The sequence below is a fragment of the Caproiciproducens sp. genome (assembly GCF_053840905.1).
The window spans coordinates 1-17,231 of the sequence record NZ_JBNLXQ010000009.1; the positions used below are offsets into that span (position 1 = coordinate 1).

A 17,231-nucleotide genomic window follows, 5' to 3' on the forward strand; every position below is an offset into this window, starting at 1 on the left:
ATAGCTTTCGTTGTGGGGGCGTAGCTCAGCTGGGAGAGCGTACGGTTCGCATCCGTAAGGTCGAGAGTTCGATCCTCTTCGTCTCCACCAAACCCAAGGCACCGACTCTTAAAGGGTCGGTGCCTTGGGTTTTATAGATTGATGAGGGATCGGACTCCGGCGCAAGTACAGAGAAAAAGCACGATGGCCCGCGCACCGGGAAAAAGGCAGGGACTCGCGGAACGCGGGCGGAAACCGGACCGCCCGATCCTCTTCGTCTCCACCAGATTTTTATCAAAAGAAGCCGATTTCTGCAAAAGAATCGACTTCTTTTTTTATATGATAAAATAAGATATAGATTCGGCCCTGACGTGATTGAGCGGATCAGGGGACTGATCGGTATTGGCTTTCGGGCCGCAAAGGGAGGGCTATTCACGCGTAAAATTTTCACTTTTGTTCTGGTTTTGGGTATATTCTGCAGCTTGTGCGGGTGCAGCAAACAAAGTCCCGGTACAAATGATTCCGGCTCGTCCCGGACGGTATCGCAAACTGTGTCAAGCTCTGCAGATTATTCTGTTTACCAATTTTATACGGTGGATGATCATGGCAATATCTTAGACTCCAAAACCGGGAAGGTTGTCACGAATGACATATTAGCCGTTGACAGCAGCGGAAACATTGTGCTGAAAGAAAGCCAACAGGTCGTTGTATCATCAAAGCAAGTGCAGGAAAATAAAAAGCTGTACAGTTTCTCGCAAAGCACTTCCTCACAAACCACAAATAAAGCAGAAAGCACATCAAAAGCCGAAGAAGCGAACAGCTCCTCTTCCAGCAAAAAATCCACTTCCTCAGCAGTAAAGCCTGCCGTTTCGTCAAAACCTAAGCCGCACAGCGAGCCGGTTCCCATGGACAAGGCAAAAAACTGGGATTCGCTATACGGCTCAAAGGAATGGATTTTCTTTAATACGGAAGAAAACAGACAGAAATATGACGGCTCTTCTGCCTTTGTATGCAGGTTTTCCGCGGGGCAGGATTCGCGCGCAACGATTTCTGTGGAATCCTATTGTTTGTTAGACAAATGGAAATATCCTTTAAACAGTGACGATGTAGTACGAACAATGAACGGTCAAAAATATGTTCAGATCTTTTGGAGCGGGTATAAAGGAGACCTTTATACTTTTGTCGGCAGCGAAGATACCGTCATCCTTGAACTGAAATGCTATGATGCTACCGGCCATAATTGGTTGTCCGACGAGTTGAAATTCAAACGTACCGAAAATAATTCTCTGCAGCTGATAAGCGGCGATTACAATGAGTTCGGACTGAAAAACGGTGATGTTTTTGTACGATAATCTGCGCATTGGCCGCAGTAAATGTTTATGCCGCCGCAAATGAATTTTGTGCTGTCTTGTGGGCGGGCGGAGAATAAACTTTTTTGACCTCATCCGGTGCGGACAAAAGCCGCATTTTCCAAGGTTTCAAGAATCTGAGAAAAAATAAAAAAGCAGAGCATATTCGATGAATGGCTTTAAAATGGAATTCTCACAATATCATTTTAAAGGTCACCGATATGCTCTGTAATTATTTATGTCGGAAAACTGCCTGGAGTCAGAGAGGGAATCTTTGAAGCGCCGGTATCGCTGTCCGTGATGCGACAGGCATGCTCAGTCCAGTTTTTCCGTATGGGGTCCTGCCTCAGAATAAAAATTGCTTCGCGTTGTAACAGCTGATCACAATAATAACTGCCATGAGGGCAATAAAGAGCTTACGCACCTGTTCGTCATTCAGGCGCCGGTTCAGAACTCGCCCGGCAATTCCCCCCATGACTCCTCCCGCTACCATTGCGATCAGCCAGATTATCCTGCACTCCGGCACACTGCGCGTGGCAAGAGTCGTCAGCAGGCTGGCCAATTGGCTGATAAAAATGATATACAGACTGTTTTGGGCGGCTGTTTTCGTGGACATAGAGAAGAAATAGTAAAACAGTACCAGATTGATGGGTCCGCCGCCGATGCTCAGAAAGCTCGATATAAGTCCAAGCAGGAGGCCGATCATCAGGCAAGCCGGAATATTTCGGACGTTATGCGTCCGTATACGGTCACTTTTGACCGTATACAGCAAGGTTCCCAGAACAATAACTGCAAGGCTGACAGCCTGATATCCTCCTACCCGCTCAGGCTGAGCGGCTGCGGCCCGCAGTAAGCTGAACAGGTTATTCCCCAGAATGCCGCCCGCCGCCGCGCCGACGGCCAGAGGGGTGACGGTTCTAAAGGCCACCTGGCTTTCTCCGTTCAGCAGTTCCTTACACACCGAGTAACAGGACATACTGAGCACCATGCAGCCCGACAGAAAGCTGATAGTTGAAACCGACGCGACGGACAGACTGTCCAGAACCGGCTTCACAATGACACCGCCGCCGATCCCGCAGATCGCCCCGGCGACGCTGGCCAGAAAGCTGATAAGCAGCAAAATAATGGTCATGACGTGTAACGCTCCTTAAAAATAGAGGCACGGCGCGCAGCGCTGTCCCTGTTCAGGCCGCGCAGACTCTGCGGCACTCAGCCGCAGCAGGGATGATCGGAAGCGCCGTCCCTGAAAGTGCTGTTTTTGTCGGGGTCCTTCATGCACAAATGAACCGCCGCGGTCGTAAAGGTCTGGGGCAGAGCGAGAATGTTGGGATTTTCCCCAACAAATTTCCGTTTGGCATCCTCAAGCGCCTCTTCGAAAGTCGCGCGGGTTTTCAGCCCCATTCCCCGGGCAATACCCGGCTCTCTGGCACCCACGATATAAATCGCGCTGGTGTGCATTTCCGCAATATGCCCGCAGCTCATCATGGAAAAGCCATGGAAGGGGTGGAACGCATTCGCAAACCGATATTTCCGGATATAGTCCTCATTGGTCGCAAAGTATTCTCCGTAACGGTTCATGTCCGGCAGAATCTGCATATAATCGTGCTGGAACAGGTTGTACAGCTCCCGGAGATACGGCCAGCGTTCGTCGTGGAAATAGCCGTCACAGATGCTGGAAACGATGAAAACACAGTGGTCGCTGAGAATCCGCTTGTGCCGGATGACCTGTGCCGAGAGGGCCTGCATCATCTGGATCGGGTTCGTTCCCATGCCGTTGCCGTAATGGAAGTTCGTGGGCATGCCGAACACGACGACGTCATATTTCTTTTTGGCCCAGTGGATATAGGTGCGCTTGTCAGCCATCTTCCAGCTGATCGGCTGCATTTCCTTTGCCCAGCCCGAGTTGATCTCGATCTGGCGGGATTTCGTATCCAGAACGGCGTCGCAGCAGAAGAATTTCTTTCCCATTTTCCCTTCCATAAACTGGCCCTGCTGATCGAACTTGTTCCGCATCTCGCTGTTGGTGGACACGGGGACGAAGTCCTGACGGTGCATGACCTGGGGAACATGATGGGCCGCGATACTCCGCCAATGCGTGATGCCCGTCGAGCAGTGTTTGTATCCACCGGAATATCCGCCGTAGGGGTTGCCCTGCGTATGGCCGATCAGGATGGCAACGTCGGCATCATAAACATACTTGTTCATGATGACGTGATCGCCGTTTGCGGTGTAGCCAAGATCGATCAGATGCTCATAATCCTCGCTGTCGTGGCTTGTGATCTGTCCGGAGGGGTAAAATTCATTAAAAAGATCCGGTCCAAGAATGGTTTTCATTTCCGGAACGGTCGCTCGCGGATGAAGGCCGTTTGAAATAAGAAGCAGAACGTCCTTCTTTTCAACGCCTGCGCCGTAAAGCTCGTCGAGACAGACCCGGATTGCCACCTTTCGGTGGCTTGTGGGCTGATTGCCCCCCTTTACGATATCGGGGATGATGATGACAGCCCGGCTGCCCTTGTGCGCGAGCGCTGAAAGCGCCGGCATGCCGATCGGGTTCCGGACGCTCTCAAGCGTCGCGTGATAGAGACTGTCCCAATCCTGTGGAAGGCAGGGTGGGTCCGGGACGGTTTCACCTGGGATAAAAACGTCCGTATCGTCGGGCAGCTCGGCACTCATCATGCCCTGACCATATTCAAATTCTAATTTCATTGCTTCCGTTCTCCCTTCCCATATCCTTGGTGGCGACCCAGTCGCAGCCCGTTCCGCATACATTGGGCACCACCACGTCGCCGATCTTTACCGGAGCGCTCAGGCAAACCGTATTCAGCATGCGCATCACCTCGCGGATTTTCGCTTTTGGTACGGCTCCGGACGTTTTGACCGGACAGCACGGATGCGCCGCGTTCCGGATATGTACGATGCTGGTCAGCACCCGGGTAGGATTCGTAAGCTCTTTTTTACCGTAAGCTTCACCGCGGGGACAGCCAAAATTGGTGACCCGGTAGCCATTTTCTTCATCCACGCGCAGGTGGCAGCCCTTTGGGCAGACAATACAGATCAGTTCAGTCATCGTTCATTCCTCCTTAACGGCCAGCTCCACGGTCAGCCCATCCCCAAGCGCCTTGTTAAGCAATCCTGCCGGAATTGTGATTTTTTCCATTTCTCCGGGTGCCAGATGGTCCCGCTTAAAGCTGCAGAGCACGTTTTCGCCGTCCGTCACGCGGACCGTACCGCCGTGATAGACGTTGTTTACGCGGAAAAAGACATCGACGGACTTTTCCACCTTGCCGGGACGGATTTTCTGAGGCACCGTATAATTGACGCGCGGACCATTTTTGAGATTCAGCACCCGGCCAGGCATCTCCTCCCCGCCCGCTTTGACATATTCGGCTGCGGCCTTTCCGGCGCGCTGGCTCTCCGCGGTAACAAAATCGACGAGGTCATGCACATGAACCACATTGCCGCAGCTGAAGACGCCCGGCATTTCGGTCTCCATATTCTCGTATACGACCGAGCCGTTGGTACGGCTGTCCATGGGAATGCCTGCGGCGCGGGTCAGCTCATTTTCAGGGATAAGTCCCACGCTCAGCAGCACCGTGTCGCAGTCCAGGCTTATCTCCGTACCGGGAATCGGCTTTCTGTCCGGTCCGACTTCGGAGATCAGCACCTTCTCCACCCGCTGCTTACCAACGATTCCGGTGATAGTATGAGAGAGATACAGCGGAATGTTATAGTCGTTCAGGCACTGAACGATATTTCGGTTGAGCCCGTTGGAATAGGGACACAGTTCCACACAGGCGAGCACCTTCGCGCCCTCCAGGGTCATGCGCCGCGCCATGATGAGACCAATATCGCCGGAGCCCAGAATAACCACCCGTCTGCCGACCATCCAGCCCTCGACGTTGATATAGCGCTGGGCGGTACCTGCCGTAAAGATGCCGGCCGGCCGGTCGCCGGGAATGCCGATGGCGCCGCGGGTGCGCTCCCGGCAGCCCATCGCCAGGACGACCGCTTTTGCGTGCACTTCGAGCAGCCCCTCCGCGGCGTTGACGGCGTATACGGTTTTGCCCTCGATCAAAAGCACCATCGTATCCAGTTTTAACACCACGCCCATAAGATTTGCCTTATGGATAAAGCGGGCGGCATACTCCGGGCCGGTCAGTTCCTCTTTAAAGTAGTGCAGTCCGAAGCCGTTATGGATGCATTGGTTCAGAATGCCGCCGGGCTCTTTGTCCCGTTCCAAAATCAGTACGCTTTCCGCTCCGTTTTCCTTTGCCGCGCAGGCGGCCGCCAAACCGGCCGGACCGCCGCCCACCACGACAATGTCGTATTCAAGCTTCATAATCATCCGCCTCCTTGATTGGCGAAGTAAGCAGGAAGGTACCCTGCTCGTCCATGAGAATGTCCATGGGCGAGACGTTCAGTTCCCTCGCCAGTATCTCGTGAACCCGGGGGCCGCAGAAGCCGCCCTGGCACCGCCCCATGCCCGCGTTGCACCGGCGCTTGATGGCGTCGATGGTTCGCGGCTGTATGGGCCTGTGGATAGCCTCCACGATCTCGCCCTCTGTCACAGTCTCACAGCGGCAGATGACCCGGCCGTAAAGCGGATTTTGAGAAATGATCTTCTCCTGCTCTTCCCGGCTCAATTCGCGGAATTTGATCCGCTTCCTTTTATCAATAAAGTTTTTCTTTTCATTCAGGACAAGGCCGCAGCCTTCAAGAAGCTTCGCGCCCTCTTTTGCAATCGCCGGCGCACTGGACAGTCCCGGGCTCTTGATTCCCGCCAGATTAATAAAATGCGGACAGATTCCGGATTCTTCGATAACAAAATCCGGTATCTGCGTGTTGGGCCGCACGCCCGCGTATTCGTGAATGATCTGCCGGAAGTCAATGCCGGGCACCGAACGGTGGCCGTGTTCCTGAAGCTCCTCCAGCAGCGGGGAAACGGTGGCCACGCAGTCTCCGTTTTCGACCACATAGGAATCCGGGCCTACAATCAGATTGCCGTGTACGGTGGGCGCCACGAGCACACCTTTAAAGCCGTGCTCGTCAGGGCACGGAAAAATAACCGAATTGATGAGTTTTCCCTGATTTTTGTCCAGCACGTAGTACTGTCCGCAAAAATTGGTCTGTTTCAAGTCGTTTCCGCCCACCAGCCGGTAGACGTCCGCCGAGAACGCGCCGCCCGCGTTAACGACATACTTTGCCTCGTAAACGTCCGTCCCGGCCGTCACCTTAAAATGCCCCTCCGGCATTTTCTCAATGTCCGTAACCGGACTGCAAAGCCTGACCACGGCGCCGTTGGTCACGGCGGTCTCGGCCATGGCAATGGCATACTCCCAGGGGTTGATAATCGCCGAGGAGGGCGCGTATAAGGCGGCGATCAACCCGGGATTCAGACCGGGCTCCAAAGCCAGGGCTTCCTCCGGGCCGATAATGCGCACGCCCGGCACGCCGTTGGCTATGCCCCGCTCGTAAAGGGCATCCAACTCTTTTTTCTCCCGTTCATTAAAAGCAATGACAAAGCTGGGGATCTCCCGCCGCTCAACGTCCAGCTTTTCGCAGATCTCTTTGGCCAGCCTCACGCCCTCCACGTTCAGTCTGGCCTCCAGGCTGCCGACGGGACAGTCGAATCCGGCGTGCAGAATGGCGCTGTTCGCCTTTGTCACTCCGTTGGCCACATCGTTGGAGCGCTCACATACGCATACCGAAAGGTCATACCGTGACAGTTCATAGGCCATCGCCGCGCCGACCACGCCGCAGCCCACAATCAAAACATCATACATACATTATTCTCCTTACCACCACTTGATCTGATCGGTGACATACTGACGGATGTCGATGAACGCCTGATCGGTCACGTCCCGGGGGCGGGGCAGTTCCACCTTCATATCCTCTTTGATGGTGGTGGGCTTGTTGCTGAGGATCAGAATGCGTTCGGCCAGATAAACGGCCTCTTCGATATTGTGCGTGATGAAGATCACCGTACTGCCCAGTTCCCGCCACAGGCGGATCACTTCGTCCTCAAGATAAAAGCGCAGCTTGATATCCATCTGGCCGTAGGGTTCGTCCATCAGCAGAAGATCCGGATTCATGGCAAAGGCCCGACCGATGATAATACGCTGCTCGGTGCTTACCGACAGCTGATGAGGATAAGCGTCACGGAACGGCTCCAAACCCATAAGCTTAATGATAGTTTCCACCCGTTTGTCGATCTCCCCCTTTGGAAGCTTTTTCAGCTCCAGGCCGAAGCGCAGGTTCTGCTCCACCGTCTTCCACGGGATGGCGGAAGGCTCCTGAAAGACAAACGCCAGATTATGCTTTTGCGGGGTCGCAGATTCCCCGTCGATCAAAAGGTCGCCCTTGGAGGGCATATAAATACGGGTCAGCAGGTTTAAAAAGGTGGTCTTTCCGCAGCCCGTCGGGCCTACGATACAGACGAATTCCCCCTTTTTGACCTTAAAGCTGATGTTGTCGAGAACATGCAGGTTCCCGAAATATTTGGTGAGGTTGTTGACCTCCACTTTATATTCGCTCATCATGCGCCTCCTTACAGTGCTAGGTCGGTGTTTTCGCTGATCAGCTTTCGCAGGCGCAAAAACTCCGGGTCAATCGCATTGCGCGGCCGCGGCAGATTGATCTCATAGATGTCCTTGACCGCCGCCGGACAGTTTGTCAGCAAAATAATTCGATCGGCCAAATACAGGGCCTCCTCGATGTTGTTCGTCACAAAAATAACCGTGCGCTTTTCAGCTTCCCATATCCGCAGGACTTCGTCCTGCATGGCGTAGCGGGTCTGGGCATCCAGCTGGCCGAACGGCTCGTCCATCAGCAGGATTTCCGGGTTGTTCGTATAGGCGCGGGCAATACCCACCCGCTGCTTCATGCCGCCGGAAAGCTGATTGGGATAGCATTTCTCAAAGCCCTGTAAGCCTACCAGATCGATGTATTTCTGTGCGATTTCCCGCCGGTCTCCTTTTTTCATCCCTTTTATCTTGAGACCGAACTCGACGTTTTCCATAATGGTTTTCCACGGCATCAGCGCCAGCTTCTGAAACACCATGCCGATTCGCTCGTCGCTGCCCCGGATTTCCTCCCTATCCAGCAGGATGCGCCCTTCCACCGGTTTTTCCAGTCCGGCGATCATATTGAGCAGTACGGATTTTCCGCAGCGTCCGGGGCCCAGAACGACCAGGAATTCAGACTCTCTGACTTCCAGAGACACGCCGACAACCGCGTCAAAGACCTTGTTCTTGACGATATAGCTTTGGGAGATATTTTCCAGTTTCAGCTTGATTTTTTTGCTGTCCATGGCAAGATGATCCTTTCTAAGACTTGAATAATAACAGCCAGCAGCGCACCCACCAGACCGATGCAGATCATTGAAAGCAGGCAAAGGGAATAATCCCCCGAATCCATGCCGCGGGTAATCAGAAAACCCACGCCGGATTTTCCGCCCAGCATTTCGGCTGCCAGCACTACCATCCAGCCCGCGCTGGTGGATGTCCGGATGCCCGCGAATATAGCGTCCAGCGCCGAGGGAATGGCGATCTCAAACAACATCTGGCGCTGGCTGGCGTTAAAAATGCTCCCTACGTCCAGATACAGCTTCTGTACGTTGGCAATGCCGGCCTCTGTATTTACCACCACCGGCATCAGCGCACCGACAAAAACGATCAGGATCTTCGGGAACTCACCGGTTCCGAACCACATGGTCACCAACGGTACCCAGGCCAGAGGAGGAACCGAGCGGAAGGCCGTAAACAGCGGGCCCAACAGGGCGTTCGCCTTTTTGTTCCAGCCGATCAGTACGCCGAAGGAAATGCCGGCCAGCCAGGATATGCCCAACGCGATGAAAACGCGCTGGAGGCTTGCCCAGATATGGCCCATCAGGCTCAGGTTCTTAATGGGCTTTTGCAGAAACAGGGTAAATCTGTCGGCGATGTCCTTTGGCGAGGGAAAGTTGCTGCCTTCCGCGGAAGATGCCGCGAACCACAGCAGCAGCAGCAGTGCAACGGATACGAACGGAAGCACGCTGTAAATTTTGCTGCGCCGTCGTTCCCTGCGCTCATATTCGCTGCACACGATCGTCTCTTCCGTTTTTTTCATTTCTTCCACCCCAATACTCTGTATTCGATCCTGCCCAGCAGCGAAGTGAACAGAACCCCAATGGCGCCGATGACCACGATGCCGAGAATGATGATGTCGGGCCGGGCAAACTGACGGCCCTGCTGGATCATATAGCCCAGTCCGGTACTCGCAGCCAGCATCTCCGCCGCTACGAGCGTGGCCCACGCATTGCCCAGCGCCACCCGTATGCCGGCAAAGGTCATGGTCATGGCGGAAGGAATCCCGATTTTTCTGAAAATCGTGAAATTAGAGGCGCCGCACGTTTTTGAAAAATTGATCAGCACGGGGCTCGTCTGCCGGATTCCGGTATAAGCGTTGATCACGCAGGGAACGAAGGCCGAGAAGAAAACGATAAACGCTTTTGCTTTCAGGCCCACGCCCAGCCAAAGGATCGTGATCGGAATCCATGAAACGGGCGGGATCGGGCGCAGGATCTCAAAGATCGGGCGCATAAATTTGTCAAAAGCACGGTACCAGCCCATGAGCAGGCCCAGCGGCACACCGATGACGATCGCCAGTCCGAAGCCCGTGAGCGCCACCTGCAGGCTGCTCAGGATATGCAGGCCCAGCGTCGCGCCGTCCGGATTGGGGTCCGTCCATTTTTCAAAAAACAGTTCGACGACCCTGGACGGCATGGGCACGTACCGGCTGGGCAGCCAGCTTGCCGCGACCGCCACCTGCCATAGAATCAGAAAGCCCAACACGCCGATAATGGAAAGCATCGTCAGCTGGTAATCGCTGTGGCGCTTCTGGCGCTGTACCAGCTGGACCCGTTCTTCGTCTGTCAGTCTGGCAGCCTCGTATTCTTTTTCACTCATATTCGTTCCTCCTTAAAGGCTTGTTACGACGCATCATGCCGGTGCTGAAATAATCGCTTATAGAATCTTCGGGATCGTCCGATCCAACCGGTTAAGGAGGCCGGGACGATCCCATAAGATATTGCTGTTTTTCGGAAGGCGCCTCTTTACGAAAGATATCCCAGCTGCGTCAGCGTATCCTTACAGGACTCGGCAACCGAGGAGTCGACGAGGCCCTTGTCCAGAATGTTCTTACGGTCCGCCGCCGTATAGCTTCCCAGTCCGATAAAGAAGTCCAGCGTTTCAAAAAGATAATTGGAAGCCTGAAGAACCTCTCCGGAGCCGGAACGGTCCGTCACTTTGGTCGTCATATCGGTGTAGCTTTCCTTGACGGAGGGGCATTTGAAAATCTTCAGTGCGCGCTCACAGATCGACTCGCTGGACGCCACGCCCTCATCCTCGCAGGACTGCACATAAAGCTCCACCGCCTTGGACATGTTTGCATCGCTCTCCTGGCACCATGCCGCGGTCATGTAATAGACCATCCAGGTCAGTTTGAGCAAATCTGCTTTGTTCTTAACGGCGTCCCCCGTCGCACACAGTCCGCAGACGTTGTTCAAGCCCATCTTGCTCATGTCCGTCACACGCACGAGTCCGCTGTCGTCCGCGTTGTACGCCACGGCGTTCCATGCGCAGACCGCATCGCCCTGACCCGCCTTAAACGCGGTCAGACTGCTGGTAACGTCCATGCTGACAATGTTCACGTCGTTGATGCTGGAGCCGATGCTGTTCAGATAACTCGCGCACATATACTGCAGGGTCGTTCCGCTGTTAAGAATGATGGTCTTGCCTTTCCACAGATCCGGGTTCGCAGGATCCTTTGCAAGGTCGCTGTCCGGGCGGACAAAAAGGGCGGTGTTCAATTCGTTGTCGCACAACCCGATCAAATGGACGTCGTGGTTCTTCATGCCGTTCAGGACGCCGGGGCCTCCCACGTCGCACACATCCCAGTTTGAGCTTACCTCCATCATCGCCGGGCCGTTAATAAAGGATTCATATTCCACATCGATGTTCAATTCTTTGAAAAATCCCATTTTGTCGGCAATATAGAAGGGCATGCTGTGTGCGGAGCCGGAAAAGAACCCGACCCGCAGGGTCGTGGGCTTGTCCAGCGGGGTAAGGCCGAAGGTGGTGCCGGATTTTTCCGTGCCCGCAGCGCTTCCTTCCGCACTTGAGGCCGCAGAGGACGCGGAGTCCGCGGTTCCGCCGCAGCCAGCCATTGTCGTGCAGATCATTGCAAGCGTAAGAAACAGTGCAAGTGCTCTTTTCATGTTTTTCATGTTGTTTCCCCTTTCAATACATAAGCTCTTAATGCCGCCGAAATCTGAAAGATTAAACCAGGCAGAAGCCTCCGCAAATGTCAGAAACCAAACCGCATCATCAAAAGCACAAGAATGGTCCTGCAATCCTCAGTTTTTGCTTCAATTTGCGTAGAAATTCAACCCAAATATCTCGCAAATCCAGATCATCTTTGCGGCATTTTCCTTTCGACATCCGTCGATTTTTTCTATTACAAAGGTACCATTTTCGCTGATACACTGCAAGCGATTTTCGTAAATTTTACACTCCGTTTTACCCAAACGTTTTCATTCCCACTTATTTGCAAGTTTTACGGTCAAATTTTTGTGATATCTGTCAATTGAATTGTACTTTTTGCATAACTACTACAAAAAATTCCATAATAGCCCGAAAATTGTTTCTGAATTTTATTGTCTTTTGCGTATTTTTGTGCTATCTTTTTAAGCAAAGGAGCTGTTGTATATGACTTTAAAGGAAATTGCAGCCCAAGCCCATGTGTCGATCTCAACCGTCTCCCGGGTGCTTAACGCTACATCGCCAAGTGCCGCCGGCAAAGAAATTCAGGAACGCATATGGAAAATCGCGCAGGCGGGCGGTTATATGCCCAACAGAGAAGCCCAGTCTTTGAAGAAGTCCGGTAAGACCTCGCCGCAGCCGATCAGTTCCATCTACTGCCTCGTGGCCTGCTCACCCGAGGAGGTGCGGGACGACCCTTTTTTCACCCACGCCATATCCAGTATCGAGCGTGAAGCCTTCCAAAACGGCTATACATTGAAATACACCTTTTATTCGGGCGGAATCGAAAACGGCTCTACCGATCAGTTTATGCAGGAGGCTTCCAGCGATCAGCTCATCATCATCGGAAGGTTTCAGTCTCAGCTGTACCAGCTTCTGAGCAAGCATTTCAAAAAAACCGTTTATCTTGGATGGAACGATCTGGACGTGAGATGCGACGGCATAATCTGCGACGGCTATCTGGCCTCTCAGGAGGCTGTGCGTTATCTGTACGGCCTTGGACATCACCGCATCGGCTTTGTGGGAACGGATCGGAACGAGGCCCGCTTCCGGGGTTACCTGCACGGGCTGGAACTGCTGGATCTTGAGCGCAGCGAACGGAACATTGCCACAAATCCGGTGCTTTCCTTTGAATGCGGCTTCCGGGGTTTGGAACGTCTTCTGGCGCAGGGTATGGACGCCACAGCGCTTTATTGTGCCAACGACAATACCGCCATCGGGGTACTGCAGGCCTGCAAGGGCCACGGGATTCGGGTGCCGGAGGATCTTTCGGTAATGGGTGCGAACGACATCGAAGCAGACCGGTATGTCTCGCCGATGCTCACAACCATCCACATCCCGTTGGACGAGATGGGAAAGATCGCGACACGCGTGCTCATCGACCGCATCAACGGCGGGCATTCCTCGCCTCTGAAGGTCATCGTACCGTGCCACATCGTGCGGCGGGAAAGCTGTTCCGCTCCTCCCGCCACGCCGCGAACCGCCGCAGAGCTGCCCACGGAAGCGGCAAACTCCTGCGTGGAACCAAAGCCATGAACAAAGGTTAAAAAGCAGGAAAGGGATTTGGACCACAAAGGTTCAAATCCCTCAGACGACGGGCAAAATATCAATACCCGTCTGGAATCCGGAGCATGGTGCGTGATGATCTCTTTTTATCCTTCTTCATAGCAAATGATGGGGGTTCCTACTTCTATATTTTCAAAAATCGTTTTCGCCAGATAGAACGGGGCGTTGATGCATCCGTGAGTCCCGTTTCTTTTATAGATCTCTCCTCCAAAGGAATATCTCCAGCTGGCGTCGTGCAATCCTGTATTTCCGAAAAAGGGCATCCAGTAAGTGACATTGGCTTCATATCCCTGGCCGCTTAAAACGGCGCCTTCCTGTTTGTAATTGAGCATGTAAACCCCGGTCACAGTGGACCATCCCCTGTTGGGATTTCCGGTTACCACGGAGCCGTTGGTCAGGAGCTTTCCGTCCAAATAGAACCATACATGCTGTTTTGTTATGTTGATTTCCAAATAGGTATCGCCGATTTCATCTTCCCCTCTGAATAAAGCCCTCTGGGCATAGACCGGCTCTTTTTCCACTGCTTCCCCGCGCGTTATATTTTCCAACAGCGCTTCCGCTTCGGCCTGCCGGTCGATTTTCCACCCGTAAAGACCGCCTTTCACCGCAACGGTTTTCCCCACGGATGTTTTGAAGCTTCTTGCCGCTCCGACCGTATCGTATTTTCCGCTCAATTCAATGACATATTTTTTAACTGCGGTTTGATTGATTGCAATTCCCAAATCTTCACTGACAGTAATCCATTTATGGATGGTATCCCCATTTACCGTTTCCCTTTTCCCGTCGAATCGATAAGTGATATTTGCGGATACATATCTGTTCAGCAGGTTCTCTACTATGTGCGTTTTATAGGAGCTCAAGGTATACTCCGGCTCTTTGTAGCAATGCTCTTCCTCTAAATTTAACTTTGCTTCTCCCTTTTCAATCCTCGTCTTTACGGCTTTGTTCAACCGATCCTGAAGGATTGCATTCCCATATACTTCTTTGACCGCTTCATAGAACCCGTTGGAATACTGAAAAGTGACATTTTTCGGTTCCTCGGCAGTCCTATTGGAACAACTTAATTGGTCAATTTCCTTTTTTAAAAGGTCTTGATTGTAAAGATATAAATCATTGATCGTATATTTTTTACCTTCAAATAACGAGCTTATCCATTGAAACGGTCTTTGCAGAGGGTAAATACCAGAAATCCCGACTTCTTCATGATACCGCAAGCCGATATCGTGTCCCGCTATCTTCTCCGTTTCCCCATTTCTTTCCGTTAACTGCAGTTCGTAGCCCTTCATATAGTCTCTGACCGCCTGATCCGCAGTTCCGTACGCTTTTAATGAGACATTCGCTCCGTTTATTTCCGTATTGAAAAAGAAATGGCTGCAAAAGTACAGGGAAACCAGTGTATAGAGCAATGCAATGGAAGCCGCTGAAATGAAAATATTTTCCGCAGGCCCGCTTTTCAGGAGCTTTTTTAGATCAATATGTCTCATATGGCTCTATCCCTACCGTCACATCTATAATCAATCCTATCATATGTGCGCATTTCTGCTTTTAAAACTCTAATACCGCAGTTTAACTTTTTTTGCGTTTCAGGCTTTTAGCTGATATAATATTTCAAAGTACACGGATCGATACCATGAGAGGGGACTCCGGTATGCCGCCAATTTTCAATAAAGTTCATCATATTGCGATCATTTGCTCAGACTATCAGAGATCCAAAGAATTCTATGCTGGCCTTCTGGGCCTGCCCGTTATCCGCGAGGTCTATCGCCGCGAGCGGGATTCTTACAAACTTGACCTGAAAATCAGCGATTCCTGCAGTCTGGAGCTGTTTTCTTTCCCGTCTCCGCCCAAACGTCTTAGCTATCCGGAAGCGGCCGGGTTACGCCATATCGCGTTTGAGGTGGAAAACATCGAGGCGGTCTGCTCGTTTCTGCTTGCACATGGCGTGGCGACAGAGCCCATCCGGATTGACGAATTTACAAATAAAAAATGCACGTTTTTTCATGATCCCGACGATCTTCCCATCGAAATTTATCAAGGTTGACATGAGAGCGTGTATGCAAACCGGGCGTCCCGCCGGTTCGGCTAAAAGGGCGGCTGACTGCGTCAGACACCCGACATGCGGCGCAAGTATCCCGGGTTTAGGTTCTTTTGCGTTTCGGGCCTTCGGCTGATATAATACTTACAAGTACGTTGCTTATAAAATGCAAAGAAAGGATTTCACTATGATTTTATCGGATAAAACCATTATTAAAATGCTAAAGGAAAAAACATTATTGATAGAACCGATCGGGGAAGAACAGATACAGCCCGCAAGCGTAGATATCCGTCTTGGAAACACATTCAGTATTGTGGAAGACTCCCCCGACGGAATCATTACCTTACAAAATGAAATCCGATATAAAACCATTCAGACGGATAAATATCTTCTCCTCCCCGGGCAGTTTGTCCTTGCCACCACATTGGAGTATTTCGTAATGCCCGATGACCTGACCGCGTTTGTCGAGGGCAGAAGCTCCCTTGGAAGAATGGGCCTGTTTATCCAGAACGCCGGATGGGTGGACCCCGGCTTCGAGGGAGAGATCACCCTTGAATTATTTAACGCAAACCGCTGCGCGATCGAGCTGCAGTCCGGCTGGAGAGTGGGACAGCTGGTATTTGCCCAGATGGACGGTATCGCCCTCAAGCCCTATCAGGGGAAATATCAGGGGCAAAAAGGCGCTACCGGTTCAAAAGTGTTTCTGGATAAAGAAAGAAACGGGGAGAAGAACGATTATGGAACTTGTAACAAAGAAATTTAAGGAACTGACGCTGGATGAGCTGTACGATATTCTGAAACTCCGCGTCGATGTGTTTGTTGTAGAGCAGAATTGTCCCTATCACGAAATGGATGATCTGGATCAGTCGGCTTATCACGTATACTTAAAAGACGACGAAGGAATTCAGGCATATCTGCGGGTTCTCGATGCGGGTGCGGCATTTGACGAAGTGGCGATCGGACGCGTCGTAGCGCGCAAACGCCGCTGCGGATTGGGGACACAGATCCTCTCCGCGGGAATAGAAACAGCCAAAAGGGTAATGGGAGCCAAAAAAATCAAAATCGAAGCGCAAACCTACGCATGGTCGCTTTACGAAAAAGCGGGGTTCCGGCAAATTTCAGAGGAATTCCTTGAGGACGGAATTCCCCATATTCTGATGATGCTGGAAATATAAATTCCGGCAGTTTCCGTCACGCCGCAAAATTGCTCCAAACGGAACTGTCCGTGCGGAATCCCAGTGTTTCGGCATACGGAATCAAAATTTCGGCATGGTCGTCCGGCGTGCTCACAGTGAAATTCACGACGATTCCGTCCTTTTTGAAACAGAGTTGGGACTGGTCCAGACTGTCCTTTAAAACCTGAGGAGTAAAATACGTCTGAAGTTCGTGGGAAAGCTGCTTTTTTACGGCCTCGTCCGCCGCTTTGTACAAAGCGTCATTATTCACAATCAGGTCCTGTTCCATAACCGCCTGATCCGCTTTCAGATCGTAATTCACTGTGCGAACCGATCGGAACGTATGAGGATTCCCTTTTTTCAAAAAAGAAGTCTCAAACGCCGCGCTGACAAAATCCTTGGAACTGAATTCCACACGTCCGGCTGTTTCGGCCATGATCCCCGCCGCGTCCTCATGCGCCTTTACGTTGTCCATGGTGCTGAGCGCTTCTTTTTTCAGCTGCGCATTGACTCCGGCATATTCTTTTCCGTCAAATTGCGGGTATCCCGCTGTGATCTCCGTATCGCCCTTTTTGTATTCCGCGGAAACCGTACGGACAGACGCTTCCCCGGAAGATACGCTTTCCGGTGCGCTCTGTGCGGCGGATGCCGCGCGGATTTCCGTGCCGCACCCGGCAAGCGCGGTCAGTATCGCCATTCCGATCCAAAAAACCATCCGTTTTTTCATTAATCAATACCCCTTTTCATCATGCAAGTTCGATTTTGCTTGTTCCATTATAGGCCTCGGTTCCAAAAGTTTCCAGTTACAGGTTCGTAACGACGGTTACAG

At 52.1% G+C, this 17,231-nt stretch carries 17 protein-coding genes and 1 tRNA gene; 6 read left to right on the forward strand and 12 right to left on the reverse strand.

The window, feature by feature from the left end; translation table 11 throughout:
- The first annotated feature begins 14 nt into the window (after positions 1-14).
- Positions 15-90, forward strand: a tRNA-Ala gene (locus ACQGQ5_RS10320).
- 440 nt (positions 91-530) lie between these two features.
- Positions 531-1,331, forward strand: coding sequence for a hypothetical protein (locus tag ACQGQ5_RS10325; RefSeq protein WP_455736423.1), 801 nt, complete (start codon positions 531-533; stop codon positions 1,329-1,331).
- A 343-nt stretch (positions 1,332-1,674) separates the two neighbouring features.
- On the opposite strand, the gene ACQGQ5_RS10330 is transcribed toward ACQGQ5_RS10325, so the two are convergent.
- The 10 genes from ACQGQ5_RS10330 to ACQGQ5_RS10375 all read right to left on the reverse strand — a co-directional run bounded on the left by ACQGQ5_RS10330 (position 1,675) and on the right by ACQGQ5_RS10375 (position 11,592).
- Positions 1,675-2,460, reverse strand: coding sequence for a sulfite exporter TauE/SafE family protein (locus ACQGQ5_RS10330; RefSeq protein ID WP_455736424.1), 786 nt, complete (start codon positions 2,458-2,460; stop codon positions 1,675-1,677).
- A 77-nt stretch (positions 2,461-2,537) separates the two neighbouring features.
- Positions 2,538-4,034: a lactate racemase domain-containing protein gene (locus ACQGQ5_RS10335; protein WP_455736425.1), complete on the reverse strand. Its 1,497-nt coding sequence runs from the start codon at positions 4,032-4,034 to the stop codon at positions 2,538-2,540.
- Entirely contained in the window at positions 4,018-4,395 is a 378-nt protein-coding gene (locus tag ACQGQ5_RS10340; protein ID WP_455736426.1) for a DUF1667 domain-containing protein, read from the reverse strand. The genes ACQGQ5_RS10335 and ACQGQ5_RS10340 overlap by 17 nt, the downstream gene beginning before the upstream one ends.
- 3 nt (positions 4,396-4,398) lie before the next feature.
- The gene (locus ACQGQ5_RS10345) at positions 4,399-5,667 is read right to left on the reverse strand and encodes an NAD(P)/FAD-dependent oxidoreductase (RefSeq protein ID WP_455736427.1); all 1,269 of its coding nucleotides are present in this window, start codon (positions 5,665-5,667) and stop codon (positions 4,399-4,401) included.
- Positions 5,657-7,111, reverse strand: coding sequence for an FAD-dependent oxidoreductase (locus ACQGQ5_RS10350; protein WP_455736428.1), 1,455 nt, complete (start codon positions 7,109-7,111; stop codon positions 5,657-5,659). The genes ACQGQ5_RS10345 and ACQGQ5_RS10350 overlap by 11 nt, the downstream gene beginning before the upstream one ends.
- A gap of 12 nt (positions 7,112-7,123) precedes the next feature.
- Positions 7,124-7,864, reverse strand: coding sequence for an ABC transporter ATP-binding protein (locus tag ACQGQ5_RS10355; RefSeq protein ID WP_455736429.1), 741 nt, complete (start codon positions 7,862-7,864; stop codon positions 7,124-7,126).
- A gap of 11 nt (positions 7,865-7,875) precedes the next feature.
- Positions 7,876-8,637 carry an ABC transporter ATP-binding protein gene (locus tag ACQGQ5_RS10360; protein ID WP_455736430.1) on the reverse strand — a complete coding sequence of 254 codons (762 nt, stop codon included), beginning with the start codon at positions 8,635-8,637 and terminating at the stop codon, positions 7,876-7,878.
- Positions 8,613-9,434, reverse strand: coding sequence for an ABC transporter permease (locus ACQGQ5_RS10365; protein WP_455736431.1), 822 nt, complete (start codon positions 9,432-9,434; stop codon positions 8,613-8,615). Before ACQGQ5_RS10365 ends, ACQGQ5_RS10360 begins: the two co-directional genes overlap by 25 nt.
- The gene (locus ACQGQ5_RS10370; RefSeq protein WP_455736432.1) at positions 9,431-10,273 is read right to left on the reverse strand and encodes an ABC transporter permease; all 843 of its coding nucleotides are present in this window, start codon (positions 10,271-10,273) and stop codon (positions 9,431-9,433) included. Before ACQGQ5_RS10370 ends, ACQGQ5_RS10365 begins: the two co-directional genes overlap by 4 nt.
- A 146-nt stretch (positions 10,274-10,419) precedes the next feature.
- Positions 10,420-11,592, reverse strand: a complete 1,173-nt coding sequence (locus ACQGQ5_RS10375; protein WP_455736433.1) for an ABC transporter substrate-binding protein — start codon at positions 11,590-11,592, stop codon at positions 10,420-10,422.
- Between the two features lie 481 nt (positions 11,593-12,073).
- Between ACQGQ5_RS10375 and ACQGQ5_RS10380 the strand changes: the two genes are divergently transcribed.
- Positions 12,074-13,162: a LacI family DNA-binding transcriptional regulator gene (locus ACQGQ5_RS10380; protein ID WP_455736434.1), complete on the forward strand. Its 1,089-nt coding sequence runs from the start codon at positions 12,074-12,076 to the stop codon at positions 13,160-13,162.
- Between the two features lie 116 nt (positions 13,163-13,278).
- On the opposite strand, the gene ACQGQ5_RS10385 is transcribed toward ACQGQ5_RS10380, so the two are convergent.
- A complete protein-coding gene (locus ACQGQ5_RS10385; RefSeq protein WP_455736435.1) occupies positions 13,279-14,676 on the reverse strand; it encodes a peptidoglycan binding domain-containing protein in 1,398 nt (465 codons plus the stop codon).
- A 164-nt stretch (positions 14,677-14,840) separates the two neighbouring features.
- Between ACQGQ5_RS10385 and gloA2 the strand changes: the two genes are divergently transcribed.
- The 3 genes from gloA2 (at position 14,841) to ACQGQ5_RS10400 (ending at position 16,402) form a co-directional block, all read left to right on the forward strand.
- Positions 14,841-15,233 carry an SMU1112c/YaeR family gloxylase I-like metalloprotein gene (gloA2, locus tag ACQGQ5_RS10390; RefSeq protein ID WP_455736436.1) on the forward strand — a complete coding sequence of 131 codons (393 nt, stop codon included), beginning with the start codon at positions 14,841-14,843 and terminating at the stop codon, positions 15,231-15,233.
- A 181-nt stretch (positions 15,234-15,414) separates the two neighbouring features.
- A complete protein-coding gene (dcd, locus tag ACQGQ5_RS10395; protein WP_455736437.1) occupies positions 15,415-15,990 on the forward strand; it encodes a dCTP deaminase in 576 nt (191 codons plus the stop codon).
- Positions 15,965-16,402, forward strand: a complete 438-nt coding sequence (locus ACQGQ5_RS10400) for a GNAT family N-acetyltransferase (RefSeq protein ID WP_455736438.1) — start codon at positions 15,965-15,967, stop codon at positions 16,400-16,402. The genes dcd and ACQGQ5_RS10400 overlap by 26 nt, the downstream gene beginning before the upstream one ends.
- Before the next feature lie 16 nt (positions 16,403-16,418).
- Here ACQGQ5_RS10400 and ACQGQ5_RS10405 read toward each other — a convergent pair whose 3' ends face one another.
- Positions 16,419-17,129: a hypothetical protein gene (locus ACQGQ5_RS10405; protein ID WP_455736439.1), complete on the reverse strand. Its 711-nt coding sequence runs from the start codon at positions 17,127-17,129 to the stop codon at positions 16,419-16,421.
- Between the last annotated feature and the right edge of the window lie 102 nt (positions 17,130-17,231).